Below are 24,153 nucleotides of genomic sequence, written 5' to 3' on the forward strand. Positions count from 1 at the left end.
ATCAGCGCCTCAGTGAATTCTTGGCGCGTTGGCGCATGTTTTCGGCAAACCGGATCGCTGCGGCGACAGCCTGGTATTGATCGGGCGGCACTTCACTGCCGATCTCGACTGTTGCGTGCAGTGCGCGCGCGGTGGGTGGGTCGCGGTGGATCGGTACTCCATGCTCAGCCGCGATCTCGCGGATGCGGCTGGCGATCTCATCGACCCCCTTGGCGACGCAGATGGGCGCTTCGCCAGGCAGACGCGACCATTTCAAGGCAACCGCATAGTGGGTCGGGTTCACGACGATTACATCAGCATCCGGTACATCCTGCAGCATCTGATTGGTCGCGATATCATAGGCTTTCTGACGCCGTTGACCCTTCATGTGCGGATCACCTTCGTTTTGCTTGATCTCGTCCATAAGTTCCTTGTGAGACATGCGGTTTTTGCGCAGGTGTTCTTGGTGCTGCCAAAGGAAGTCGACGCCGCCGATGACCATGGCCACAAGAAGGACAATGGCAAAGAATTCGACCGACAGTTCCAACAGCAGAACCGAAACCATGCCGGGGTTCAGGGCAAGGGCCGCCAGCATGTCGGGCAGGTTGATCCAGATGAAAAACCCCAGAATGATGCTGTAGATCGACAGTTTCACGAAGCTTTTGAAAAACTCGAAAAGGCCTGAACGTCCGAATTTGTTTTTTGCATTTGATAAGGGGGAAATCCGGTTCAGTTTTGGCATCAGCTTTTCGGGCGAGATCACAAAACTGCGCGTCACCACGGTCAACCCCAGAACCGCCACCATGGGTACTAGAAGCCAGGGGGCCAGGTGCCATGCGATCGAGATAATCGCATGAGCAAAAACAGGGGCCCCTCGGCCCTGAAAGACATTTTCTGCAATCTGATCAGGCCGTTCGAGCAAAGTGGAAAACACGCCCCCAAGCCCCGTCATAGTGGACGCGCCCACTGCTGATGCAAGAAGCAACAGGACCAGGTAGGACATCGCAGTGTTCAGGTCAGAGGAACGGGCGACCTCGCCTCGTTTTCGGGCGTCGTCCAGTTTCTTCTGGGTTGGTTCATGTTGCTTACTGTCGTCGTCTTCGCCGGCCATCACCAACCTCCGAACGGGTCAATCAACAACGCTTCAAACGCGCGTTGCCAGATCGGCAGAAGCACTGGCGTAGTTAGGGCCAGCAGGATCAGGCCGCCTGCCGTAATGGCGGGTGCGCCGACAAAGGCGACCATCAGCTGTGGCATGGCGCGGTTGATGACGCCAAGTGCGACATTGTAAAGCAGGGAAACGATGACGAAGGGGGCCGCCAGCGTAAAAGCAAAGCCGAAGCTGCGAGAAATATGCTTGATGCCCCAGTCTGAAAAGCCCAGTGGGTTAGGCAGCTCGCCGACTGGAAAGACTTGATATGACAGAATGAACCCTTCGACAATCCGCACGTGCAGTCCAAGCATAACGGCCAAGGCCAGCCCCGAGATTGTCAGGACATGCCCGATGGCAGGTTGCGGGTCCGAGTTGTTTCCGCCCATCAATTGCGCAAGCGAAGTCGACTGCGCCGCAATACTGCCTGCGATCTGCAGTGTCATGATCGCCAGTCGCAGGACAATTCCGTATCCAAGCCCGATGATCGGTTCGCTCAGCAGAAATGGTGGAGCTGTCACCTCTGTTATTGCGGAGTTGATATGGCTTGCTACGGCGGGGGCGACGATAACGGTAAAGGCAAGCCCTAGAAACAAGCGCACCCGTGCGGGCACCATGGTTTCCCCAAAAGCTGGCAGAAGTGCCATTGCCGCGCCGACCCTTAAGAACACGACAAACCCCAGCATGAAAAACGCCTGAGACTGCGCCATGATCTGGGCGAGTTGCTCGTTCATGCAGGCACCAACCCGACCAGCGACGGTCGGGCCTCGGTCCCGATTTCTTCGAATGAAAGAACGGGATTGGCGATTCCTTTAGCTGACAAAACGGTACGCAAGAAACGGCGACGGCGAGACGAGGTGACGACGGCCGGATAGATGCCGGTTTCCCCTGCTCGTGCGATTTTATCTGCCACGGCGTTGGCCAGGCGGTTGAACTCTTCCGGGGGGAGGGCGACTTCGCCCCGGTCCGGGTCGAGTTGATGGGACTGGAAACAGGCCTCCCACTCTGGGGCCAGTTGGACAAGCGGGATGGTCCCATCGTCGCGCTTCAACTCGCCCAGAAGCTGGAAGTTCAATCGTTGCCGGACATGGTCGCAGATCGCCTCGGGCGTGCCCAGTACGGGCCGCGCTTCGGCAACGCTTTCCAGAATGACAGGAAGGTTGCGGATGGACACACGCTCTTCAAGCAGTAGACGCAAAACCGAATGCAGCAGATCAAGGGGCACTTTATCTGGCACCAGCTCGTCCAGCAGCCTGCGATTGGCCTCGGCCCGGGTGGGATCAGAGAGATTGACAAACTCGTCCAGTAACCGTCGCAACGCCTTAAGGCCAAGCAGGCGCGGGAAATTCTGTTTCATCACCTCCAATAGATGCGTGGCCAGGACTTCGGTGGGCGAGACCACGGCGCAGCCGGCCAATGCGGCCTGTTCCTGGTCACCGTCCGCGATCCAGCGCGCCGGTGCCTGATAGACGGGCTCTAAGACATCTTCACCCTCAGGCAAAAGGGCGTCATCCCCACTGAGGATGATAAGCGCTCTGTCCGGGATCAGGCGATTGCGTGCTTGCTCTACCCCCTGAATCTTAATCGTATAGGTTCCGGCGGGAAGTGACCCGTTATCAGTCAGCCGGATTTCGGGCAGGATCAAGCCAAACGCACTGGCGGTATGATTGCGAATGCTAGAAATGCGGGCGTCCAGGCCAGTGGCCGGATCCAAGACCATCGCAACCAGATCGGCTGCGAATTCCACATGAATATCGTCCAGATCAAGTATATCACCAATGCTTTCCTTGGGCGGTTCTGGGGTGCCATCTTGCAGTTCTTGTGCGCCTGACGCGGCAGCAGCTTCTTGTTGTTTCGCAGCCCACCAAGATGCGGTTCCTAACGCAATCGCGCCCAAGATGAACGGCACAAAGGGCAGGCCGGGAACCAACCCGAAAAGACCCATCAAGAATGCCACAGTTGCAAGGGCAGACGGGTGTTTTCCAAATTGCGAGAACAAGGCCAAATCGGTCGATCCCGAGGTCCCCCCGCGCGCCAACAATAATGCCGATGCGATCGAGATGATCACAGCCGGAATTTGTGTAACCAGCCCGTCCCCTACTGTCAGGATGGCGTAGGTTTGGAAGGCTGCAGACAGGTCCATCCCATGTATCACGACCCCAATGATCAGTCCCATGACAAGATTCAGGAAGGTGATCAGAAGCCCTGCAACGGCATCCCCCTTAACGAATTTCGACGCACCATCAAGAGACCCGAAAAACGTTGTCTCTGCCTGTTCCCGCTCGCGTCGCGCTTTCGCTTCGGCATGGTCGATCGCACCGGCAGACATGTCGCTGTCGATGGCAAGCTGTTTGCCAGGCATTCCGTCCAACGCAAAGCGGGCGCCGACCTCGGCCATGCGAGTGGCGCCTTTGGTAATGACGATGAAGTTGACGATCAGAAGTACACAAAAGACGACCAATCCCAACAGGATGCTGCCGCCCATGACAAAACTGGCAAATCCTTCGATCACGCTTCCCGCCGCCGAGGTGCCAGTGTGCCCATTTCCAATAATCAGTTTGGTGGATGACACGTTCAGCGAAAGCCTGAGCATCAATGAGGCGAGCAATACAGTCGGAAAGGCCGAGAAATCTAACGGGCGCTCGATAAAAAGTGTGACCGTGAACATCAAAATAGCCAGAGCAAAGGACGCGGCAAGGCCCAGATCCAACACCCAAGCGGGCATGGGCAGGATCATCATCACGATAATGGCCATCAAAGCCAACGCGAGCAATATTGTTGGGCGAAATACTCCTTGAATGTTCTTCATTTCCGACCACGTACCTGGCTGAAAAACCTACCATCCCCGATGAGTTCGCGTTGTAACGAACGATCTAGGTGCTTTTTTGAAGCGCCAATCTGCAAATCTGGTTTGCATGGGGTTTTAGAGCTGCCAAGTATTTCCATCGTCGCGCAATTCTTGCTGCTGAGTTCTGTATCAGCTTATGGGGACACGCTTAACGATCGGTTACCTAGTACCGTCAATGGTCGGAATAATGCCTAGTAAATCACTCAAGGCGGTGCGTGTCTCGCTGCTGTGATCCAGAATGCTTTGATAGGTTTTCAGGTCGGATTGAATGCTAACGGTCGAAGTAGGTGTTTCTGATGCAAGGAGCTTCTGAACCGTTGCCGGTAAGGAGTGTTCTGGTGTGTCCAGATTGCTCCGCACATCTGAGGCATAGCTTGTGGCCTGCATGGCGCTTGCGCTCTGACTATCTGGATTGCCGCTCTGGTTCACAGCCGCTTTGCGTAAGAAATTTGCGTTGTCGCTATCCAGACCCGCAAGGTAACCAAGCGCCACTTTTGGTTTGTTTTGAACGACAGCCACCTTGGCCAGAAACTCACGTGCGGTTCTGCTGGGGGGGGCGTTTCCCGATAGAACATGTCTTCGAGCGTGTTCGTGAAAACCCAACTCACTCAAACGCTCTGCCATTTCAAGCTTAACGTTCGCTGAAATAGTTCCCCAATCACGTCGTGTCAGACTGTAGGTTAAGAATTCTGCATCAGATCCAAGCGACACCAAATAGCTACCAGCGTCATTTAGCAGTTCGTCATGATTAACAACCGGCGTCGACCTGTCCAGAAGATCGAAGGCTGGGGTAAACCGACCCATGTGAAACAGCGCACGGATTTGAAGCCGCTGCATCCTGTCTCCTTCCGTGCTTCCCTTGTGTTCAAATGCAACTGACGCAAGCAAAGACAACTCATTGTCCGAGATGCCTTTGCCATTTTGAAGCTTGCTTTCGATAAGCGTTGAGATCGCGGGCTGAGTTTGGGTGAGGACGGTCTGAATAGTGTCGGCGAGCTCTTGCTCGGCCTTGTCCGTCTCGCCTTTTGTGAGGTCGATTTCAGCTTGTAGGATGGCCTCCTCGCCCGACGGTATGCGACCGGATCGAGTAGCCATATTGCGGATCTGTACGGCGGCCTCAACACGACCGGCATCTAGTAGTTTTCTAGCAAGTCCGGGTGCCAGATGTGCACGAAGATGGAGGGGGAGTTCTGAAAAGCTTCGAAGAACGGCGTTTGTGTTGATGCGACCCTGCAGGGTGGGTTGAGCAAGCGATGCCCATAGGGCGCCGCGGGTGTTGCAGATTAACTGGGAATCCCAGTGAGCGTGAGATTTGGCTTCTCCGTACTCAACAACTTCGGCCATCATGCGAAGGACTGAACCATCCCCCAGATTGTCGACGTAGTTTCCCATCAGCTGCAATGCTTCAAGTCCGAATGTCATGTAGATCTTTTGTCGAATATGCGAGACTAGAAGCGCCTTATCTGGGCGGTCAAACTCTCCTAGGTAGTTTGAAGATTCAAAGAGTGGAGCGTTGAATTCCGGCATGTAGGCACCCCATCGCGCGATGTCGAACTGTTCGTCGGGCAGGCAGGCGTGGTTTGCATCAGTGGTAACGCTGGCGCTCGATTGAGATGCTTGTGCAAGCTCGATCGCCGTTTGCATCCGAACGTGTTGATCGGGCGTGTGGGATGGTGACGGCCGTATAGGTGTTGGTTCTTCGGTGGCAGCTGGGAGCGCAATCTGCGAGTGCCCTGACGGAGTTATATTCGCGTCAACCAGACCTTGAGACGCGGCGCGTGAAAGCTGCCTGAGTAGTTCTTGCTTGTTGAGCTTTGGCGCCTCAACGGTCGAATTTAGCATTTCCTGAATTGAATCGTCGGAAGGCTTATCTTGGTTGTCAGCCAGTTCACTTTGATTAGCGGTCGCACTGAGAAGGGGCAAACTTGCCCGCTGTTGTTCTACATTGATAGCTCGGGGCAGGGACGATGAAATGGTCTCTACGCTAGTCCCGGCCTTCGGATCGGGACCATCAACTATGTCAATCACCAGTTCACCGGTCGGTAAACGAAAATCTGTAAGATGGCAGTCACAGCCTTGTTGGATGGCAATCTTCCCAGCTTCTTTGGGAATAAGTGCGTGGACACGAGAGCGGTTGATCAAATCGAACGCGCGCGACAGATTAAAGCTGGTGACGTTTGGAGAGAGGGACAGTAGATACCCCTCGTCGGTGTTCGAGACCTCAATTGTGTCAGTGGCCTTGGTATAGAAAACTAGGCGCGTGAAACCTGCATGCTCGCCTGAGCGGACAGAGATGTCACGCGCTTGCGCAGGCAGGGCCAAAAGGAAAATCGCCGCCAGATGTTGAACCCAGCTCCTCATGCCGCCGCTTTCTTGATTTCTTTCAAGGCCTCTTCAAGATCGGTAAAGCTAGGACGATGTGAGCCCGGTGTATTCTGGCGTCCGACCTCAATGCAGATGTTGACAGAGTGATTGTAGAGGTTGGCGACCAGCACTTCGCGGATTAGCTGATAGAAATGCGCTTCTTCCTCGGTCACGGATTTTACCTTGGCCGAAAATGGCCCGACCAGCCCATAGGCCAGAAACACCCCAAGAAACGTTCCAACCAAAGCCCCCCCAATCATTTTTCCCAAAATTTCCGGAGGTTGGTCAATCGAGCCCATGGTCTTAATAACGCCCAGAACGGCGGCGACGATGCCCAAAGCAGGCAGGCCATCCGCCATTGATTGTAGTGCGTGACTGGAGTGCAGCGCGTGGTGGAGATTGGCCTCCATCCGTTTTTCAAGGACTTCTTCCACCTGGTGTGGGTCGTCATAATTCATGGATGCGGATCGTAGCGTGTCGCAGATCAGTTCGATCGCCTCTTTGTCGGCAAGAATGTTTGGGTAGCGTTGAAAGATTGGGCTGTCTTCCGGTGTCTCAATATGTTCTTCCAGAGCAACTGCATTCTGCCGGGCTTGACGGATCAATTCGAAGAGCAAGCAAAGCAGGTCGCGGTAATCTTCCTGTTTCCACTTCGGTCCCTTGAAGACCTTTTTCACATCCTTAAGCGTGTGCTTGATGCCTGCCATATCGTTTGAGATCACAAACGCGCCTGCTGCGGCCCCGCCAATCATCGTAAATTCGAACGGAAGAGATTTCATAATGATCCCCATCTTGCCACCAGCAGCAAGATAGCCACCAAATACCATTACGAAGATCAGAGCGATGCCAACAAAGCCAATCATGACGTACCTTTAATAGTTCAAGTCAGGTCTCTAACGTCATCGCATGGACAGGTTAATTTCTGATTATTGGCTCACTGGGTTGGCGCTGCTGCATTCCGCCCGGCTAGGACAACGCTGATGGCATAGGACTTCTGAGGGTCTAGGCCAGCCATGATCTGGGCAGCTGTTGCCGGTTTCATCTGTGCGATGAAGCCCGCTGCGAAGTCAGGGTCCATAGCCTCAAAAAGTGGGATCGCCTGCTTTGGCTTCATGTTTTCGTAAAGCGTCGTCAGCCGCGACAAATCATCTACCGCCGCCGTCTTGGCCATTGCCATTGTCGCGGCAAGCGTTTCCTCGGCCTTGGTTAACTCCTCCAATTTCGAAGAAACGCGATCCTCGGCGAGGTTCAGAGCTTCAAGGCGTTGGGCGAGTTTCTTTTCGCGCGCCTCCAAAGTGGCCTCTCGCTCCTGCAATGCGGCAAGCACAACGGCGACATCCTGAAATTTGGGTGCCGAGATATCCGCGCTCTGATCGGCAGAGGTTCCAGAGAGTAGCTTGGTCAAATCTTCTGCAAACGCGGCAGATACAGGACCAAGTCGCAATGCGCCAGATGTTGCAAAGGCCGCAGCAAACAGGACGAGAATTCCTCGTGTACGTAACCGAAGACGAGGTTTGGTTTTTTTGATTTGTGCAGTGCTCATTCGGCGGCCTCCAAAAATCCGTGCCGCAAGAACACCGGGAGGTCTGTGGCGGCAGCGGGTTCAGCCAAGCGCGTCCTTGAAAACCCGTCTTGTTCTTGGCTGTCCTGTGGTGGTTTAGAAGAGTGCTGGACCGTTGGCTCGGGCAAGTCGTGTAGGCTAGCCATCATCAGCTCCAACTTGCGCGCAGAAAGCTCTGCCCGTTCAGTCAGCTCGGTCAGGACCGCCGCGCTTTGCCCCGCTGCGGATTGCGCATGATCGAGCGTTTTTGTCATGTCATCGACCTGCGCGCTGAGCACCGCGACGGCTCCACCCATGCCGTCCTGAAGATTGTTGAAGCGCTTTAAGCGGCGCGACAGGATCAAACAATAGAGGGCCGTACCGAAAGCGCCCAAGCCGAGGACGATATCCGCGATCAAGTCCATACCCTTACTCCTTAATTAAGTACGAATTCGAGGATCAGAAGATTGCGCACCCGCCCCTCGCCCGAGACAAGTTGGATCCGACGCAACATCTGAGCACGCAGCTTTACCAGCGAATGAGGGTCTTCGAGCATCGCCGTTTCCACCGCGCGCAAATAAGCGTTCAGTACATCCACGACGCGTGGCTTTAGCTTCACGACATCCTCTTCGTAGGCCGGTTCGACCTCGAGCGAGGCACGAAAGCGCAGGTGGCGATTACGTGCATTCGGCCCAAGAGAGATAACGAGCGGGTCAAGCTCGACAAAACTCACAGCGGGCAATTCATGCACGTCTGCGGCGGCGACTTCCTCCTCTTGCGGTGCGGATTGCCCACCGAGCATCCCTACATAGGCGGCATAGAAGCCCCCCCCTCCCAACAGCAGAGCACCCACCAAACCGATTGCTAGGCCCTTCTTGGATTTTTTACCTGAAGTCTCCACTTCCTCGACTTCTGCAGCGATGTCAGCGTCCGACATGTGATCCTCGAATCCAATTTCACTGCATCGATATAAACGTATGGGCACTAACCAATTATTAAGGCCGATCAGGGAAAACAGGTTGACATGACGGGGGTAGAAGCCCGCTCGGATAAGGAGTTACGTCTTGCAGCAGTTGATCTCGGTTTGGGGGGCGATGGACCTAAGGAAAAGGGCCATTGTAATCGCCGCGACCTTGGCCATGTTTTTGGCTGTCATTGGTCTTTCTCGCATGGCCACCAGCACTCAGATGTCGTTGCTCTATGCAGCGCTCGAAAGCAGTGCTGCGGGCGAGGTCGTGCAGGCCCTGGATGGCCGCAATGTCGCATACGAGATTCGAGGGGAATCAATCTTCGTTGATGCCACGCGTCGTGATGCCCTGCGCATGACCCTAGCCAGTGAAGGCCTGCCGGCAAACTCGGGCAAAGGATACGAGCTTTTGGATGGGCTTAGTGGGTTTGGTACGACGTCACAGATGTTCGACGCAGCCTATTGGCGTGCCAAAGAAGGCGAACTTGCGCGCACAATTGTGGCCAGCCCCATGGTGCGCAACGCGCGTGTTCATATCGCGAACGCGTCGTCACAACAGTTCCGACAGCGGAACGAACCTACGGCCTCGGTCACGCTTACGACGGCCGACGGGACGCTGCCGACACAGCAAATTAAGGCGTTCAAGTTTCTTGTCGCCTCGGCTGTGCCGGGTCTTTCGCCTGATAAGGTCTCGGTTATCGACAGTCGCGCGGGACTTATGGGGGGAGAAGACCTTTCGAATGGAGGGGCCGTCGCGGCACAAGATCGGGCGGAGCGTCTTAAGCAGAATGTTGAGCGCCTGTTGGAGGCACGGGTCGGCTTTGGCAATGCTGTGGTTGAGTTGAACCTTGAAACGGCGACCGAACAGGAACAGATCCGAGAGCGCAGATTTGATCCCGATGGCCGTGTGGCGGTGTCGACCGACACTTCTGAAAGCACGAACGCGGCTAAGGACAGCGCTGCAGGGGGGGTGAGCGTCGCGTCGAACCTCCCTGATGGAGACGGCGCAGCCGGTGGCGGATCATCGTCATCAAACAACTCGGAAACCCGCGAGCGCGTTAACTATGAGGTGTCCGAGACCACGCGCGAAATACTGAAATCTCCCGGGGCGGTGAAACGGCTGACAGTTGCTGTGCTGGTCGACGGCATTCGCACCACGTCGGAAGATGGAAGCACCAATTGGGCTCCTCGTCCCGACGAAGAACTGGAAAGCTTGCGAGAATTGGTTGCCGGTGCGGTCGGGTTTAACGAGGCGCGTGGGGACGTCATCACGCTGAAGACCATGGAATTCGAGCCGATGGCAGCTACAGGGAGCGCTCCTTCATCGGGTTTGCTTGGGAGCCTGAATATTGATGTCATGTCTGTGATCAAGTTGGTGATCTTGGCGATTGTCACCCTTGGCATCGGGCTGTTCGTACTACGTCCCCTGCTGATGGCACAAGCCGCGACACAGGGGATCGAGGCGCCTGGCAGCTTGCCAGTAATCGGATCACCGGATGCTAGCGTGGGCCTGGGGGATGCTCCGGAGCGCTCGGCCGGCACATTGGTGCAGCCGCAGCACACTCCGGCTGCTTTGATTGGCGAGGAAGCACCAGCAGCAGAGCTGTCAGACGCGCTGACACTGGCCGAACACGAAAATGACCCGGTCCAACGATTGCGGGATTTGATCTCTGAACGCCAAGCCGAAACGGTCGAGATCCTGCGTGGCTGGATGGAAGAAGATGAAGAGGTCACAGGATGAGCATTCGGTTCACTCTTGAAGACTTCGGCGACGCAATGACCTCGGTGGAGCCATCGCAGTCAAACGTCCAGATCACGCTGTCCCGCACGGACCTTGAAGCGCAACTAGAGGCGCGCAAACTGGAAGGGTACGAAGCAGGGTACCAATCCGGTTGGGATGATGCCGCGAAGTCCATGGACGAGGACAACGCGCGTGTGAAATCCGAATTTGCGCGCAATTTGGAAGATCTCGGGTTCACCTATCAAGAAGCGCGCAGTCACGTCCTTTCGGCTTTGGAACCGCTTCTAAACCAGATGCTTAAGGTCGTGTTGCCCAAGGCGGTTGATGAGGCAATCGGCCCAATCGTGTCCGAGGCCATGATGCCATTGGCCGCGGAAATGGCAGATACCCCCATCGATGTTCTGGTGTCGCCTGGCAGCCGTCCTGCGCTTGAAGCGTTCTTGGCAGATGTAGGGGCTGTCCCCTTCGAAATCGTTGAAAAAGATACCCTGCCAGATGGGCAGGTCTATCTGCGCTCGCGCGACAGCGAATGCAGTGTGGATCTGACAGATGCCATCGACCGTATCACCCGAGCGGTGCACGCTTTGTATCATGTGAATGAAAAGGTATTTGATCATGGCTGATCCAACCCCTCAACCCGAATTGGAAACCGACGCCAGCCCCTTCGCGCGCGTTCCGATCGAGGTAACGATCTCGGTCGGGATTGCACGTCCTACGATCAAAGAGCTGTTGCACCTAAAACAGGATGATGTGCTGGCTCTGGATAAGCGTATTGACGATCCGGTGGAGCTTTATGTGGGCGACAGGCTGATCGCGCAGGGAGAGCTTGAGGAGGTCGAAGGTGATCCAAACGGGCAGATCGCTGTGCGCCTGACCAAGTTGGTTGATCTGAAGTCGGGGCTGTAAGGCCAATGCGCATGTGGATGACGGTGTCGTGTTGGTTTTTGGCAGCAATGATCTGGGGGGCGTCTGGATCGGCTGGGTTGGCACAGGATATATCGATCTCGCTTGGTGATGATGGATCTCTGGCAACGCGTACGATTCAGATCTTCGTGTTGGTCACGGTGCTCAGCCTCGTACCTGGGCTGGCGATCATGATCACCTGCTTTCCATTCATTGTCACGGTACTGTCAATCTTGAGGCAAGCGATCGGCCTACAGCAATCGCCCCCAAATATGCTGATCATCAGTCTTGCGCTGTTCCTGACCTATTTCATTATGGAACCAGTGTTTATGGAGGCTTGGGAAAAAGGCGCGCAGCCCTTTTCGGAGGGAGTGCTCGAGTTAGAGCCCGCATTCACGGCCGCAATCGAACCTTTCCGCGTTTTTATGGCCAACCGGATTGATCCGGACACGTTCTCTCATCTGGCGACTTTGCGTGAAGAAACGGCGAATGTGGACCTAGGTGACAGCTCTCCTCTGTCGCTTCTGGTGCCGTCATTCTTGTTGTCCGAGGTCGAAAGGGCGTTTCAGATCGGCTTTTTGATCTTCTTGCCATTCTTGATCATTGATCTGGTAGTCGCAGCCATTCTGATGTCGATGGGTATGATGATGGTACCACCTGCCATCGTCTCGCTGCCATTCAAGCTGGCCTTCTTCGTGGTTGCCGACGGGTGGACCCTGATTTCCGGTGCTTTGGTTCGAAGTTATTTCTGAGGGCTCGCCAATCTGATGTCAGCCAGCCCTCAGATTTCATTTGGTAAAGATTAGTCTTCCCAGTCGCCCGAGAACCCTTTGGGAATGCGCAGGATGTTTCGATCAACAGCGTTGATGTCTGTGTGACCGCAAAAGGCCATTGAGATGTCCATTTCTTTGTGCAGAACCTCAAGCGCGCGCGTCACGCCTTCTTGTCCCATCGCGCCCAGACCATAGGTGAAGGCCCGACCGATATAGGTTCCCGTGGCGCCCATCGCGATTGCTTTCAAAACGTCCTGACCTGTCCGGATGCCACTGTCGAGATGCACCTCGACCTTGTCACCGACCGCGTCCAGAATGGCGGGCAAAGCCCGGATCGAGCTGAGTGCGCCATCCAGCTGGCGTCCGCCATGGTTCGAAACGATAATGGCATCTGCCCCGGCATTCACAGCGGCGATGGCATCTTCGGGTTCCATGATCCCTTTGACGATCATCGGGCCGTCCCACATCTTCTTGAACTGCTTGATGCGCTCCCAGTTCAGCGATGGGTCAAAGGCTTGCGCGGTCCAAGTGTGCAAAGATGACGGATCTTCGACCCCTTTTGCGTGCCCAACAATGTTGCCGAAGAAGCGGCGCTTGGTGCCCAGCATTCCCAAACCCCATTGCACCTTCGTCATCATGTCCGCCACTGATTTCACGGTCAGCTTGGGCGGCGCGGACAGGCCGTTTTTCAGATCCTTGTGGCGCTGTCCAAGCACTTGCAAGTCCACCGTCACAACAATGGCCGGACATTGCGCGGCGCGCGCGCGGTCAAACAAACGGCGCATGAAGTCGTCGTCTTTCAGGGTGTAAACCTGAAACCAAAAGGGGGCGTTGGTGTTTTCGGCCACATCCTCGATCGAGCAGATCGACATCGTGGACAGAGTAAACGGCACACCAAACTCTTCCGCGGCCTTGGCTGCCTTTATTTCACCATCGGCGCATTGCATGCCGGTTAGGCCAACAGGAGCCAGAGCCACGGGCATCGATACATCCTGTCCAAGCATCGTGCTGCGGGTCGAGCGGTTGTCCATATCGACTGCGACACGCTGACGGAAATAGATCTTGTCGAAATCCGAGGTGTTCTCGCGGAAAGTTTGCTCGGTCCAGCTGCCGCTTTCAGCATAATCATAGAACATTTTCGGCACGCGACGCTTATAGATACGTCGCAGGTCTTCGATCTCGGTGATGACGGGCATGTCACGCTCCTAAAAATTGGTAAGAAAATATTACCAATAGTGGGCAGGCCGTGCAAGCGCTCGTTTCGCGGTGGTTCCAGCGCGACTGATAACCGATCTGTTACCCTTCTGCGACAAGTCGCTCGTGACGATGACAAAGACTCTTATCAGCGTGATTCGCCCGTGGTACTCTTCAAAAAAAAATATAATGGCAGGTATAACCATGAATATGGGCTACGAAGGAACTTTCGTAATTTCATGGGCGCAAACTAAGGTCAATTTGACCGAGAATGCGCCTTTGGGAGCACTAACCGCAGGATCAAACTGGCAATGGAGTGGCGAAGCGTTGCGCGTTGACAGCTCGCGCGAGTTGGAATTGCTGCAAAACGTGGGCGACCAGACTGACAAGCGACGTCGTGCTGCGATTTTCGTTCATCAGCTAGCGGGGGCTGCAACGATTGGCGCCGCCGGTCTTGTGATGCTGGATGAGAACGACAGCAGACTGAATGTCGGCTTTGAAGTCACGGACGGGTATGAAAGCTATCGCGTGTCGCTGGTGGTGTCTCCAAACGGTGGCAGCCCGCTTTTGGTGTTTGCCGGATCAGTTCCGCGCGCCGATACGTCGTTGCGCGTGGTGCGCGCCAATATGGTCGCGACACATGATGATCCGCTAACCGAACAGCCATCTGGCGTCGTTAATTTGTCTGAAGGCACCCGAGTACGGACGCCCTCGGGCGAATGCGAAGTTGAGAGCCTGCGCGAAGGCAGTGTGGTTTTGACACGTGAACATGGTGGGCAACCGGTTCTTTGGGTCGGGCAGCGTCAAGTCTCTGCGGCGCGCATGATGATAGATCCCGGCGCTAAACCGATCCGCCTGCGAGCTGGGGCCATCCGGTCCGGGCAACCGGATGCGGACCTGTTGGTTTCTCCGCATCAACAGATCCTTGTCTCTGGTAGGCGGGCGCAGCAGTTGGTTGGGCAGGATGAAGTTCTGGCCAGTGCAGTCGACCTTGTGGACGGAAGCCTGATTTCTTCAGATCGCAATGCCTCTGAGGTTTCGTTCTACCAAGTGCTGCTTGGAAGACACGAAGTGATCTGGGCCAATGGTGTCCCTGTTGAAAGCCAGCACCCCGCCTTTTCGGATCTGGACACCACCAAGACCGAACATCGCGCGCGCCTGCAAAGCTTGTTCCCACAGTTGGATGACATGGCAACGCGCGCGGTGGCGGCATCTCAGGTGAATTACGCCAATTCAGCACATATCGGTGTCGCCTAGTCATTGACTCTGCTGAGCGTGGCGCTATAAGCCCCAAATCCGGTCCCGCAAGGGGCCGGTTTTCATTGGTGTTGGTGGCCTCCGCAAGGGGATCCCTGTCAGGCGCAAGCCAGAGGACAACGCCCTTCGAAACTTAAAGAAGGAGATCAGCAGATGACCAAAAGAACTGCTGCCAAGTACAAAATTGACCGCCGTATGGGCGAAAACATCTGGGGACGTCCGAAGTCGCCAGTAAATCGTCGTGAATACGGCCCCGGCCAGCACGGCCAGCGTCGCAAGGGTAAACTGTCGGACTTCGGTCTGCAGCTGCGCGCCAAGCAGAAGCTGAAAGGCTACTATGGCGACCTGACCGAGAAACAGTTCCGCCGCATCTATGGCGAAGCCGAGCGTGTTAAAGGCGACACCGGTGAAAACCTGATCGGCCTGCTGGAGCGTCGTCTGGATGCTGTAGTTTACCGCGCCAAGTTCGTGCCGACCGTTTTCGCAGCACGTCAGTTCGTGAACCACGGCCACGTGAAAGTGAACGGCCAGAAGGTTAACATTCCTTCGTACCGCGTCAAAGAAGGCGACGTCATCGAAGTGCGTGACAAGTCCAAGCAGATGGCTCTGGTTCTGGAAGCTGTTGGTCTGGCCGAGCGCGATGTACCTGATTACATTGAAGCCGATCATTCGAAAATGACCGCTACCTTCACCCGTACCCCCGGCCTGTCGGACGTGCCGTATCCGGTGCTGATGGAACCGAACCTCGTGGTCGAATTCTACGCGAAGAACTAATCTTCGCCGAACCGGAAGAATTCAGAAGGGCCGCGCCAGTCGCGGCCCTTTTTCGTTGTTGGGTGGCTATCTAGTGGCAGCCAACATGCGACCATTTTGCAATCCTGTTTGAAAATGTCCCCTTGTTCCAAACATCGCTGGTCTTGAATTTGGACTGGGTCTAAAACCGCGCTTACGAAGGAAAGGCCAAGTCATGACCAAACCTGTCCCCCAGCCGGGGATTATGCAGATCAAGCCCTATGTAGGCGGTGCCTCGGGCATCGACGGGATGACGAATGTGATCAAGCTCAGCTCGAACGAAAACCCGTTCGGGCCAAGTCCGCTTTCTGTTGAGGCATTCAAGAAAGCAGGTCATGCACTTCATCGCTATCCGAACACCGACCATGCCAGCCTGCGGGCGGCCATCGGCAAGCTGCACGGGTTGGATCCGGAACGGATCATCTGTGGTGTCGGCTCGGACGAGGTGATTACCTTTCTGTGTCAATGCTATAGCGGCCCTGAAACCGAAGTAATCTATACCGAGCATGGGTTCTCGATGTACAAGATCTCGGCTCTTGCTGCGGGGGCGACGCCGGTGATGGTGCCCGAGCGTGAGCGAATGGTGGACGTGGATGAAATCCTGAGGGCAGTGACCCCCAGAACATCGCTGGTTTTTGTGACCAATCCGGGCAATCCAACGGGCACGATGGTCAGCCGGGCAGATCTGTCACGGTTGGCAAGCGCGCTGCCTGATGACATCCTTTTGGTCATTGACGGGGCTTATGCCGAATACGTCGAGGGCTTTGATGGCGGTGCCTCTCTGGTCGAGAAATTCCCGAACGTGGTCATGACACGCACGTTTTCGAAAATGTACGGACTTGGCGGGCTGCGCATCGGTTGGGGCTATGCATCGACCGAGGTGATCGGCGTACTGAACCGCGTGCGCGGGCCGTTCAACCTGTCGATGCCGCAGCTTGACGCCGCCGAAGCCGCGCTGGGCGACCATGAACATGTAGAGCGCTGCCTGCGTGAAAACACGCGTTTGCGGGCGTGGCTGGCTGAGGCGCTGGCCGAGCTGGGTGTGCCATCTGACACGTCCTGCGCGAACTTTATTCTTGCGCGTTTTGCTGACGCTAATGAGGCGAATGCCTGTGACGATTTCCTGCAAAGCGAGGGCATCATCGTGCGCCGCGTGGCGGGTTACGCTCTGCCTAACTGTCTGCGCATCACGATCGGGGATGAAGCATCCTGTCGTCGTGTCGCGCATATGATCGGGCGGTTCAAAGGTGTGACGCCGGCGGCGGATGACGGCAAATCAGAAGGGGGTATTTCATGAGCGTGATCTACCAACGGGTCGCCTTGATCGGCTTGGGACTTATAGCGTCCTCGATGGCGCATGCGATGCGGCGCGCAGGTTTGGCGGGCGAGATTGTTGGCACCGCCCGCTCCGCTGAAACGCGCGAGACGGCAAAAGAACTTGGGTTCTGTGATCTCGTCGTGGACACGGCGGCCGAAGCCGCAGACGGCGCTGATCTTGTGGTTTTGGCAGTGCCGGTTGGTGCGATGGGTGCCGTTGCGCAGGAAATCGGGCCCGTGCTGAAAGACGGCGCGACGGTTACGGATGTTGGTTCGGTCAAGCGCGCGGTGATCGAAGCCGTGTCGCCACATTTGCCCGCGGGCGTGCATTTCATCCCCGGCCACCCGCTTGCCGGGACCGAACACAGCGGCCCACGTTCTGGCTTTGCCGAGCTATACGACAATCGTTGGTGCATTCTTGTTCCGAACGGGTCTGATGAGGCTGCGACCCAGCGACTGAGTGATCTGTGGCACCGCATGGGTGCGAATGTTGAGATGATGGACGCTGATCACCATGATCTGGTTTTGGCCGTTACCAGCCACGCCCCGCACCTGATCGCGTACACTATGGTAGGTGTCGCCGATGACCTGGGCCGGGTGACCGACACCGAGGTGATCAACTATTCGGCGGCGGGTTTCCGCGACTTTACGCGCATCGCAGCGTCTGATCCGACCATGTGGCGCGACGTGTTTTTGTCCAACAAAGAAGCGACCTTAGAGATCCTTGGCCGCTTCACGGAAGAGCTGTTTGCCCTGCAACGCGCGATCCGGACCGGCGATGGTGACCACCTGTTTGACTATTTCACTCGAACCCGCGCGATCCGCCGTGGTATTATCGAAGCCGGGCAAGACACGGAAGCGCCTGATTTCGGGCGTTCGGTAAAGCACGATTAAGCCGGATACGAGGGTGTGATGACGAGTGTGGTTTGTGGTTGGTTTGTACGGAACGCTGGGGCAGTTGCCGTGATGGCGGTAATGGGTGGCGCGGCGTTCGCCGAGGCGTCTCGCCCGGAACCTCGTCCGAGTGTCGAAGAGCCGCCTGCGCAATCTATCCACCTGCGTCCGGTGGCACGCCCTGCTTCCGCGTCTGTTTTGGTTGCGCCAGAACAGCCTGCCGAGCCGACAAAGCTTGCCGTTGCTACGTCACTGCGCCCTATCAGCCGCCCCAAGGGCTTTGCCCGAAAAATTGCTTCCTCGACGCCCAAGCCTGCAACCTCGGGTCGTCGTGGCCGGATTTGCGGTGTGAACGAGATCAAGGGACAAGCAATTTCGGCCATTCCGGGCAAGATTAGCGGGTGTGGTATTTCCTCCCCCGTTCGTGTGACCGAGGTATCGGGTGTGAAATTGAGCCAAGCGGCAGTGATGGATTGCACCACGGCCAAGGCGTTGAACAGTTGGGTGCGTGAAGGTGTCTTTCCTGCTGTCGGCCGACTAGGTGGTGGTCCGTCATCTCTGCGCGTTGTCGCGCATTACGCTTGCCGCACCCGCAACAACAAGCGCGGTGCGAAGATCAGCGAACATGGAAAGGGCCGCGCAGTGGATATTGCAGGGATCCGTTTGAAAAACGGGACCGAGCTGTCCGTGCTGCGTGGCTGGCGAGATCCGGTACAGGGCAAGGCATTGAAGAAAATGCACAAAGCCGCTTGTGGGCCGTTTGGCACCGTACTTGGCCCCAACGCAGACAAGTATCATCAGGACCATTTCCATTTTGACACCGCCCGCTATCGCAGCGGATCTTACTGTCGCTGACGTCTTAGCGGATCTTGATGATCGGGGCCGAGCCGACAGGAATTGGCCCAAGGAACACCGCCCCGCCGGACAGGCGCAGGGTCACATCCAAGGTTTCCGAGTTGCCGGACAGCCCTGCCACAAACTGAAGCGCGCCAGTGACAGTGTTGACCAGCTCGGGCGCAATGGCACCAGATGCTTCTGCAATCTCGATCATCTTACGCCAGTTCTTGGCCTTGATCGCGATTTCACCGTTGGGAATGCCTCGATCATCAACGTCGACCGTACCGACCGCTTTCAGACCTAGCTCTCCCCATTGTGCATCCAGCTCGCTCAGCTCAATCCGAGTGATCTGAGGGCGGGCGTCTTCGACCGCGTGCCGATCCCATGGGCCGGTGAAATCTATGCTGGCATCAAGAAATGCACGTTCGAACACCGGAGGAAGCAGATCTCCACCAGCAAAGCTTTGCACAAAGGACGAAGCCGGCAGAAGCCCCGTTGCCTCGAAATGAATGTCGTGGCGGTTCGGAGCAGCCGATGACTTGCGCGTCGCAATCTGCCCAGATTCAAGTCCCGCGGTCCAGCCAGCGTTGGATTGCATGGTCAGGTTCTCGATCACGATCGAGCTGCGATCCAGCGGCAAGTCTGGGCTTGGATCAAAGACCAGCGACCCTTTGAACGTGTCCGCTTGAAAGGTGATGTTCTGTTCGGGTGAAGATAGCACTTGCTGCCCCGGCCAGACCGCGATCACGTGATTGGGTTGATACGACAAGGCCAAGACTTGGAATTCGCCCGCGCTCCACGCAAGACCAGTCTCGGGATCCGCCAACTCCAATCCGGTGAAGATCGTGTCGAACCGGTTGGGGAAGCCTCTCGTCGAGACATCGGCTGCCTGCGATACCCATCCATCACTGCGGCGATCTTCAATCCAGCCCTTGAATGCGCTTTCGACACCCTTCGCGCCGATGAACCAATACCCAGCCCAAAGCCCGGCCAGAACCACTGCAATCACTACCAGCTTACGCATCTTCAATTCCCTTTTGCGCGACACATGCTTATAGGCGTGTTTACTGCGCGAATGACGGAAGGGCGAGTGAAATGAGCAACGGCGATTTGTGGGTGTTCGGCTATGGCTCGTTGATGTGGAACCCCGGCTTCGAACATGACGAGGCGCAGGTGGCCACTCTACCCGACTATCACCGCAGTTTCTGTATGCGCTCGATCCACCATCGCGGCACCGACGACCACCCGGGGCTGGTATTGGCTTTGGATGAATTGTCCGGCGCGCATTGTCAGGGGCTGGCCTTCCGTGCGCGCCCCGGCACCTATAACCAGACCATGGCCGATCTGCGCGAGCGCGAGCTTGTGTCCTCGGCCTATCTGGAGAAGCGTCTGATGATCGATCTGCGCGATGGCCGCCGGGTCGAAGCCGTGACCTATGTGATTGACCCCGATCATGTGCAGTACTGCCAGATTGAACTGACTGAACAGGCGCAGATAATCTCGACCGCTGTTGGGGGTAGGGGGCCGAATACCGAATATCTTTACAATACAGCAAGTCACCTGACCGAACTTGGCATTGAAGACGAAGATCTGTCGTGGTTGTCACGGCAGGTCCGTGTATTGACGGGGGCTTGAAGCCCGCGGACAGAAAGCTTGGCAGAAAATAAAAACCTGCCTATCCTGACGCCAATAACAATGGCGACAAGGACTTACCCCGCATGGATCACCCGGATCGCGGGACGCTGACCGCGCCCAAAAGAAAAGGCATCGAGCCGTCTTTTACCCATCCCGTGCGTCAGATCGTTCTGATGCTGATTGCCTTGGGCCTTGTTGGCTTCGGCACATTCGTGGCGTTGCCGCATGTGCTGCCAGTGTTCATGGCGAACCTGTATTTGAACGGGTTTATCCTGTTCGTCTTTGTCATCGGTCTGCTGGCCTGTTTCTGGCAGGTTTGGCAAGTCTTCGCCTCGGTCGGTTGGATCGAGGGCTTTGTACAGCAGCGCGACGCGCACGATCCCGACAGCGCCCCGCGCCTTTTGGCGTCGCTGGCGGCCCTGATGCGTTCAAATCGTGGGACGCAACTTCAGATCGGCGCGGCGTCATCGCGTTCGATCCTGGACAGTATCGCCACCCGGATCGACGAAGCGCGCGACATCACGCGCTACATCGTCAACTTGTTGATCTTCCTTGGCCTTCTGGGCACGTTCTTTGGCCTTGCGACAACCGTCCCCGCAGTGGTTGAAACCATTCGCTCGCTTGCACCGGGCGAAGGCGAAGGTGGGGTCGAGGTGTTCAACCGCCTGATGACCGGGTTGGAAGAGCAGCTTGGCGGCATGGGTACAGCGTTTTCGTCCTCGCTTTTGGGGCTTGCCGGATCGCTGGTCGTCGGATTGATGGAGCTTTTCGCAGGTCACGGTCAGAACCGGTTCTATCGTGAACTGGAAGAATGGCTGTCGACCATTACCAAGCTCAGCTATGCCTCGGGTGATGGTGAAGACGCGTCTGAAGCCGGCGCCTATCTGGGCATTCTGGCCGAGCAGATCGAAACCATGCAGACCATGTTTGTTCAAACGGATGCACAACGCACGATGATGGATGAGCGGTTGCGGTCGTTGGCAACCAATGTCGAAGCGCTGACAACGCAATTGGCGCAGGATGACGGGCAGACGCAAGCATTGATGCAGATCGCCGAAAGCCAAGAGGCCGTGCGCCAGATCCTTGAGACCAACGCTTCTGATGAGGAAACGCATGTGGATGCAGAAAGCCGGATGCGCCTGCGTTCGATTGACGTGCAGCTTTTGCGTATTCTGGAAGAAATGCAGGCGGGACGGCAGGAAAGCTTGGCCGATCTGCGCGGTGATCTGGCAACTCTGACCCACGCGATCCGTGTCGCCTCGGGTCAGGAGCAAGGCTAAGCCATGGCGCTGACCCGCCGATCAACCCAGCGCATGAGCGGGTCAATCTGGCCCGGATTCGTGGATGCAATGACCGCGCTTTTGCTGGTTCTGATGTTCGTTCTGACGATCTTCATGATTGTGCAGTTTATCCTGCGCGAGACGATCTCAGGGCAAGAAAACGAGTTGGATGAGCTGTCGGCACAGGTGTCCGAGCTAGCGGATGCACTGGGGTTGGAGCGCAACCGAACCGAGGCACTTCAGGGCGAAGTCGGCACACTGAATGCGACGCTCAGCGAGGCGCGTTCGATATCTGAGGCGCAGGCTGCGATGATTGCCCAGCTGACGACGCAGACTGAAAGCCAAGCTGCTGAGCTTACCGCTCAGGCTGCGAAGATCACCAGTTTCGAGGCCCAGGTGGCTACGCTTTTATCCGAACGGGATCGTGCCTTGGCCGAGGGTGAGGCACTTAGCGCGAGTGTTGAAGAGCTTGAAGTCGCCCGCACCCAACTGTTGAACGAACAAGAGGCGTTGCAACTGGCCTTGGCCAAAGCGCGTGACGAAGTTGACGCCAGCGCCGAGGATGCGCGTCTCGCTGCAGCCAAACGCGAGGCGTTGGAGGCATTGGTTGCTGATCTAGAAGTGAAGGTCACCGATGGACAGACGGCGCTGGACGAAGAAGAGGCCGGGCGTTTGGCCGAAGCCGCAGCTGCTGAAGCCCTGCGTGAACGGCTGCAGAATGCAGACACCGAATTGACCGCGATGACTCTGGCCCTTGAAGAAGAGCGCAAACGGGCGGAGGACACGCTGACCCTTCTGGCAGCGGCCAAGACCGCGGGCGTGGATCTGGACAAGCGGTTGGCGGCGGCCTTGTTGCAGCTCGAGGAACAGGCAGCTGATGGGCAGGACACAGCAGAACTGCGCGACCGGCTTGACGCGGAACTGGCAGCGCGTCTGGACGCCGAACAATTTGCGAGTGAAGCGCTTACCGAGTCCGAGCAACGTGCGCGCCTGCTGGCGGCTGCAAACTTGGCGCTGGCAGAGGAAGAGGCTCAAAGTGCTGAAAGCCAGCGCAAGATTGCGCTGCTAAACGAACAAGTCGCCGCATTACGGACGCAGCTGGGTAGTTTGCAGGCCATTCTGGATGAAGGATCAACACGCGATCAGGCTGCACAGGTTCAAATCCAAAAGCTGGGGTCCGAGCTGAATGCGGCCCTTGCGCGAGTTGCATCTGAAGAGCGCAGACGCGCCGAGTTAGAAGAGGCCGAGCGAAAACGGCTGGAGGAAGAGGCCAAAGAGCTGTCTGCTTATCGGTCCGAGTTCTTTGGCAAGCTGCGCGAGGTTTTGGGCAACCGCGAGGGTGTTCAGATCGTGGGCGACCGCTTTGTGTTCTCATCCGAAGTGCTGTTCGCCAGTGCTCGTGCAGAACTTCAGCCCGAAGGTCAAGCACAGGTTGCGCGTGTCGCCTTGTTGCTGTCAGACGTGGCCGGCGAGATCCCGGACGAGGTGGATTGGGTGATCCGCGTTGACGGACATACGGACAACGTGCCGTTGTCCGGCACGGGCGAGTTTCGCAACAATTGGGCCCTCAGTCAGGCGCGCGCCTTGTCGGTGGTCGAGTACATGATCGATGAGTTGGGCTTCCCGCCGGAACGGCTGGCCGCGACCGGCTTTGGCGAATACCGCCCGGTGAACCCTGAGAACACCCCTGAAGCCCGCACCCAGAACCGCAGGATCGAGTTGAAACTGACCGAGCGTTAGGGCGCTGTCAGGGTTGTTGTGATTGTGATGCGGTCGATTTCGTGGCCGCCGCGCATCAGAGACGCAATGCCTTGGTAATGACCGGGCTGCGTGTTTCCGTTGTGAAGAAGCCGCCCGGCCGCGCGCATGGCTCGGGCCTGCGTGGCATCCAATACCTCTTCGTGATCATGGAAGGTTCCCATTGGACCATGAATGACAAGGCGCATCAGGTCGCCCGTCTGTGCGCCAAACAATTGTGCCCAGAACACCAGTGCGCCATCCCCGATGTTGATCTGGCGATGGTGCGCCTGTCCCCATTTTACTTTGTCAAAATCAGGCAGTTGGAAACCGAACCCTGCATTCACAAAACCGCTGGGGAGATAGTCGATCTTGTCAGCCCAGAGGGAACGTGCATCATCCCCGCCGCAATAGGTCAATGGATCCGCGTTGAAGGGGTCGACGACCTGGCCGTCTTTGCGAACGGAAAGATGCAAGTGCGGAAATTCGGTTCGTCCGGACATGCCGATTTGGCCAAGTGTGGTTTGCAATCCTACGCGCTGTCCAATTTCGACAGTGACACTGCTATTGCGTAGATGGCAGTATTGGCTTTCCCAACCGCCGCCGTGATCAACCACGACTCCGTTGCCACAGTCCTGCCCGTGGAGATGTTCGAAAGAGGCCGAAAGAAATTGGTCTTTGGTGCCAACACGAACCCTACGCACCACGCCGGGCGCGACTGGCCTAACGTCAACGCCTGCCTGTGCAGCTACGTCCGAGATCAGCGCGATGTCCGTACCGGTATGGCCGTCGTTTGAGAGCGCGCCACAGGTGAAATCAGCGGCCCCTTTGCTGGGATCAGCATCCACATAGTTTTGGATGAAACAGTCTTTCCCTAGCGCGCAGTCTACAGGGAAGCTCAGAACCGGATCACGCGCCGCAACCGGAGTTGCGGCGCTGATCATC

General features: G+C 56.7%; 23 protein-coding genes. 12 read left to right on the forward strand and 11 right to left on the reverse strand.

What is annotated here, in order from left to right; translation table 11 throughout:
- Nucleotide 1: 1 nt before the first annotated feature.
- The 8 genes from flhB to ACP15F_RS01495 all read right to left on the reverse strand — a co-directional run bounded on the left by flhB (nucleotide 2) and on the right by ACP15F_RS01495 (nucleotide 8,818).
- Entirely contained in the window at nucleotides 2-1,090 is a 1,089-nt protein-coding gene (flhB, locus tag ACP15F_RS01460) for a flagellar type III secretion system protein FlhB (protein ID WP_424939076.1), read from the reverse strand.
- Nucleotides 1,090-1,863, reverse strand: coding sequence for a flagellar biosynthetic protein FliR (locus ACP15F_RS01465; protein WP_424939077.1), 774 nt, complete (start codon nucleotides 1,861-1,863; stop codon nucleotides 1,090-1,092). Before ACP15F_RS01465 ends, flhB begins: the two co-directional genes overlap by 1 nt.
- On the reverse strand, nucleotides 1,860-3,938 hold the full coding sequence (gene flhA, locus ACP15F_RS01470; RefSeq protein WP_424939078.1) for a flagellar biosynthesis protein FlhA: 2,079 nt from the start codon (nucleotides 3,936-3,938) through the stop codon (nucleotides 1,860-1,862). Before flhA ends, ACP15F_RS01465 begins: the two co-directional genes overlap by 4 nt.
- 198 nt (nucleotides 3,939-4,136) lie before the next feature.
- Entirely contained in the window at nucleotides 4,137-6,338 is a 2,202-nt protein-coding gene (locus ACP15F_RS01475) for a hypothetical protein (protein WP_424939079.1), read from the reverse strand.
- A complete protein-coding gene (gene motA / locus ACP15F_RS01480; RefSeq protein ID WP_424939080.1) occupies nucleotides 6,335-7,204 on the reverse strand; it encodes a flagellar motor stator protein MotA in 870 nt (289 codons plus the stop codon). The genes ACP15F_RS01475 and motA overlap by 4 nt, the downstream gene beginning before the upstream one ends.
- A 71-nt stretch (nucleotides 7,205-7,275) precedes the next feature.
- Nucleotides 7,276-7,884 carry a MotE family protein gene (locus ACP15F_RS01485; RefSeq protein WP_424939081.1) on the reverse strand — a complete coding sequence of 203 codons (609 nt, stop codon included), beginning with the start codon at nucleotides 7,882-7,884 and terminating at the stop codon, nucleotides 7,276-7,278.
- Nucleotides 7,881-8,306 carry a hypothetical protein gene (locus ACP15F_RS01490; RefSeq protein WP_424939082.1) on the reverse strand — a complete coding sequence of 142 codons (426 nt, stop codon included), beginning with the start codon at nucleotides 8,304-8,306 and terminating at the stop codon, nucleotides 7,881-7,883. Before ACP15F_RS01490 ends, ACP15F_RS01485 begins: the two co-directional genes overlap by 4 nt.
- 11 nt (nucleotides 8,307-8,317) lie before the next feature.
- Complete coding sequence (locus ACP15F_RS01495) at nucleotides 8,318-8,818, reverse strand: flagellar basal body-associated FliL family protein (protein ID WP_424939083.1); 501 nt, start codon at nucleotides 8,816-8,818, stop codon at nucleotides 8,318-8,320.
- A 127-nt stretch (nucleotides 8,819-8,945) separates the two neighbouring features.
- On the opposite strand from ACP15F_RS01495, the gene fliF reads away from it, so the two are divergent.
- The 4 genes from fliF to fliP are packed head-to-tail and all read left to right on the forward strand — an operon-like array spanning nucleotide 8,946 to nucleotide 12,244.
- On the forward strand, nucleotides 8,946-10,589 hold the full coding sequence (gene fliF, locus ACP15F_RS01500; protein WP_424939084.1) for a flagellar basal-body MS-ring/collar protein FliF: 1,644 nt from the start codon (nucleotides 8,946-8,948) through the stop codon (nucleotides 10,587-10,589).
- Entirely contained in the window at nucleotides 10,586-11,212 is a 627-nt protein-coding gene (locus tag ACP15F_RS01505; protein ID WP_424939085.1) for a flagellar biosynthesis protein, read from the forward strand. The genes fliF and ACP15F_RS01505 overlap by 4 nt, the downstream gene beginning before the upstream one ends.
- A complete protein-coding gene (locus ACP15F_RS01510; RefSeq protein ID WP_424939086.1) occupies nucleotides 11,205-11,495 on the forward strand; it encodes a FliM/FliN family flagellar motor switch protein in 291 nt (96 codons plus the stop codon). The genes ACP15F_RS01505 and ACP15F_RS01510 overlap by 8 nt, the downstream gene beginning before the upstream one ends.
- Nucleotides 11,496-11,512: 17 nt before the next feature.
- Nucleotides 11,513-12,244 carry a flagellar type III secretion system pore protein FliP gene (gene fliP / locus ACP15F_RS01515; protein ID WP_424939087.1) on the forward strand — a complete coding sequence of 244 codons (732 nt, stop codon included), beginning with the start codon at nucleotides 11,513-11,515 and terminating at the stop codon, nucleotides 12,242-12,244.
- Nucleotides 12,245-12,294: 50 nt separating this feature from the next.
- On the opposite strand, the gene ACP15F_RS01520 is transcribed toward fliP, so the two are convergent.
- Nucleotides 12,295-13,461, reverse strand: a complete 1,167-nt coding sequence (locus ACP15F_RS01520; protein ID WP_424939088.1) for an alpha-hydroxy acid oxidase — start codon at nucleotides 13,459-13,461, stop codon at nucleotides 12,295-12,297.
- A gap of 187 nt (nucleotides 13,462-13,648) precedes the next feature.
- Here ACP15F_RS01520 and ACP15F_RS01525 point away from each other — a divergent pair, with 187 nt between their 5' ends.
- The 5 genes from ACP15F_RS01525 (at nucleotide 13,649) to ACP15F_RS01545 (ending at nucleotide 18,574) form a co-directional block, all read left to right on the forward strand.
- Nucleotides 13,649-14,716, forward strand: a complete 1,068-nt coding sequence (locus ACP15F_RS01525; protein ID WP_424939089.1) for a Hint domain-containing protein — start codon at nucleotides 13,649-13,651, stop codon at nucleotides 14,714-14,716.
- A 153-nt stretch (nucleotides 14,717-14,869) separates the two neighbouring features.
- Nucleotides 14,870-15,490 carry a 30S ribosomal protein S4 gene (gene rpsD / locus ACP15F_RS01530; protein WP_424939090.1) on the forward strand — a complete coding sequence of 207 codons (621 nt, stop codon included), beginning with the start codon at nucleotides 14,870-14,872 and terminating at the stop codon, nucleotides 15,488-15,490.
- Between the two features lie 193 nt (nucleotides 15,491-15,683).
- A complete protein-coding gene (gene hisC / locus ACP15F_RS01535; RefSeq protein WP_424939091.1) occupies nucleotides 15,684-16,805 on the forward strand; it encodes a histidinol-phosphate transaminase in 1,122 nt (373 codons plus the stop codon).
- A complete protein-coding gene (locus ACP15F_RS01540; protein WP_424939092.1) occupies nucleotides 16,802-17,719 on the forward strand; it encodes a prephenate/arogenate dehydrogenase family protein in 918 nt (305 codons plus the stop codon). Before hisC ends, ACP15F_RS01540 begins: the two co-directional genes overlap by 4 nt.
- A gap of 18 nt (nucleotides 17,720-17,737) precedes the next feature.
- Nucleotides 17,738-18,574, forward strand: coding sequence for an extensin family protein (locus ACP15F_RS01545; protein WP_424939093.1), 837 nt, complete (start codon nucleotides 17,738-17,740; stop codon nucleotides 18,572-18,574).
- 4 nt (nucleotides 18,575-18,578) lie between these two features.
- Here ACP15F_RS01545 and ACP15F_RS01550 read toward each other — a convergent pair whose 3' ends face one another.
- Entirely contained in the window at nucleotides 18,579-19,580 is a 1,002-nt protein-coding gene (locus ACP15F_RS01550) for a DUF2125 domain-containing protein (protein ID WP_424939094.1), read from the reverse strand.
- A gap of 71 nt (nucleotides 19,581-19,651) precedes the next feature.
- On the opposite strand from ACP15F_RS01550, the gene ACP15F_RS01555 reads away from it, so the two are divergent.
- The 3 genes from ACP15F_RS01555 (at nucleotide 19,652) to ACP15F_RS01565 (ending at nucleotide 23,211) form a co-directional block, all read left to right on the forward strand.
- Nucleotides 19,652-20,191 carry a gamma-glutamylcyclotransferase gene (locus ACP15F_RS01555; protein WP_424939095.1) on the forward strand — a complete coding sequence of 180 codons (540 nt, stop codon included), beginning with the start codon at nucleotides 19,652-19,654 and terminating at the stop codon, nucleotides 20,189-20,191.
- 83 nt (nucleotides 20,192-20,274) lie between these two features.
- On the forward strand, nucleotides 20,275-21,471 hold the full coding sequence (locus ACP15F_RS01560) for a biopolymer transporter ExbB (RefSeq protein ID WP_424939096.1): 1,197 nt from the start codon (nucleotides 20,275-20,277) through the stop codon (nucleotides 21,469-21,471).
- Between the two features lie 3 nt (nucleotides 21,472-21,474).
- The gene (locus ACP15F_RS01565; protein ID WP_424939097.1) at nucleotides 21,475-23,211 is read left to right on the forward strand and encodes a peptidoglycan -binding protein; all 1,737 of its coding nucleotides are present in this window, start codon (nucleotides 21,475-21,477) and stop codon (nucleotides 23,209-23,211) included.
- Here the strand turns inward: ACP15F_RS01565 and ACP15F_RS01570 are convergent.
- Nucleotides 23,208-24,152: a M23 family metallopeptidase gene (locus tag ACP15F_RS01570; RefSeq protein ID WP_424939098.1), complete on the reverse strand. Its 945-nt coding sequence runs from the start codon at nucleotides 24,150-24,152 to the stop codon at nucleotides 23,208-23,210. The genes ACP15F_RS01565 and ACP15F_RS01570 overlap by 4 nt on opposite strands.
- Nucleotide 24,153: the final 1 nt, after the last annotated feature.

The sequence above is a fragment of the Aliiroseovarius sp. S253 genome (genome assembly GCF_049800855.1).
GTDB lineage: Bacteria > Pseudomonadota > Alphaproteobacteria > Rhodobacterales > Rhodobacteraceae > Aliiroseovarius.

Excerpts from the sequence above, each read along its gene's own strand:
- ACP15F_RS01565 (WP_424939097.1), top strand. The coding sequence starts at position 21,475 with ATGGCGCTGACCCGCCGATCAACCCAGCGCATGAGCGGGTCAATCTGG.
- ACP15F_RS01505 (WP_424939085.1), top strand. The coding sequence starts at position 10,586 with ATGAGCATTCGGTTCACTCTTGAAGACTTCGGCGACGCAATGACCTCG.
- fliP (WP_424939087.1), top strand. The coding sequence starts at position 11,513 with ATGACGGTGTCGTGTTGGTTTTTGGCAGCAATGATCTGGGGGGCGTCT.
- ACP15F_RS01545 (WP_424939093.1), top strand. The coding sequence starts at position 17,738 with ATGACGAGTGTGGTTTGTGGTTGGTTTGTACGGAACGCTGGGGCAGTT.
- ACP15F_RS01465 (WP_424939077.1), bottom strand. The coding sequence starts at position 1,863 with ATGAACGAGCAACTCGCCCAGATCATGGCGCAGTCTCAGGCGTTTTTC.
- ACP15F_RS01520 (WP_424939088.1), bottom strand. The coding sequence starts at position 13,461 with ATGCCCGTCATCACCGAGATCGAAGACCTGCGACGTATCTATAAGCGT.
- ACP15F_RS01510 (WP_424939086.1), top strand. The coding sequence starts at position 11,205 with ATGGCTGATCCAACCCCTCAACCCGAATTGGAAACCGACGCCAGCCCC.
- ACP15F_RS01540 (WP_424939092.1), top strand. The coding sequence starts at position 16,802 with ATGAGCGTGATCTACCAACGGGTCGCCTTGATCGGCTTGGGACTTATA.
- ACP15F_RS01485 (WP_424939081.1), bottom strand. The coding sequence starts at position 7,884 with ATGAGCACTGCACAAATCAAAAAAACCAAACCTCGTCTTCGGTTACGT.
- motA (WP_424939080.1), bottom strand. The coding sequence starts at position 7,204 with ATGATTGGCTTTGTTGGCATCGCTCTGATCTTCGTAATGGTATTTGGT.
- ACP15F_RS01475 (WP_424939079.1), bottom strand. The coding sequence starts at position 6,338 with ATGAGGAGCTGGGTTCAACATCTGGCGGCGATTTTCCTTTTGGCCCTG.
- rpsD (WP_424939090.1), top strand. The coding sequence starts at position 14,870 with ATGACCAAAAGAACTGCTGCCAAGTACAAAATTGACCGCCGTATGGGC.
- ACP15F_RS01560 (WP_424939096.1), top strand. The coding sequence starts at position 20,275 with ATGGATCACCCGGATCGCGGGACGCTGACCGCGCCCAAAAGAAAAGGC.
- ACP15F_RS01570 (WP_424939098.1), bottom strand. The coding sequence starts at position 24,152 with ATGATCAGCGCCGCAACTCCGGTTGCGGCGCGTGATCCGGTTCTGAGC.
- flhA (WP_424939078.1), bottom strand. The coding sequence starts at position 3,938 with ATGAAGAACATTCAAGGAGTATTTCGCCCAACAATATTGCTCGCGTTG.
- ACP15F_RS01555 (WP_424939095.1), top strand. The coding sequence starts at position 19,652 with ATGAGCAACGGCGATTTGTGGGTGTTCGGCTATGGCTCGTTGATGTGG.
- ACP15F_RS01525 (WP_424939089.1), top strand. The coding sequence starts at position 13,649 with ATGGCAGGTATAACCATGAATATGGGCTACGAAGGAACTTTCGTAATT.
- ACP15F_RS01550 (WP_424939094.1), bottom strand. The coding sequence starts at position 19,580 with ATGCGTAAGCTGGTAGTGATTGCAGTGGTTCTGGCCGGGCTTTGGGCT.
- ACP15F_RS01495 (WP_424939083.1), bottom strand. The coding sequence starts at position 8,818 with ATGTCGGACGCTGACATCGCTGCAGAAGTCGAGGAAGTGGAGACTTCA.
- flhB (WP_424939076.1), bottom strand. The coding sequence starts at position 1,090 with ATGGCCGGCGAAGACGACGACAGTAAGCAACATGAACCAACCCAGAAG.
- hisC (WP_424939091.1), top strand. The coding sequence starts at position 15,684 with ATGACCAAACCTGTCCCCCAGCCGGGGATTATGCAGATCAAGCCCTAT.
- ACP15F_RS01490 (WP_424939082.1), bottom strand. The coding sequence starts at position 8,306 with ATGGACTTGATCGCGGATATCGTCCTCGGCTTGGGCGCTTTCGGTACG.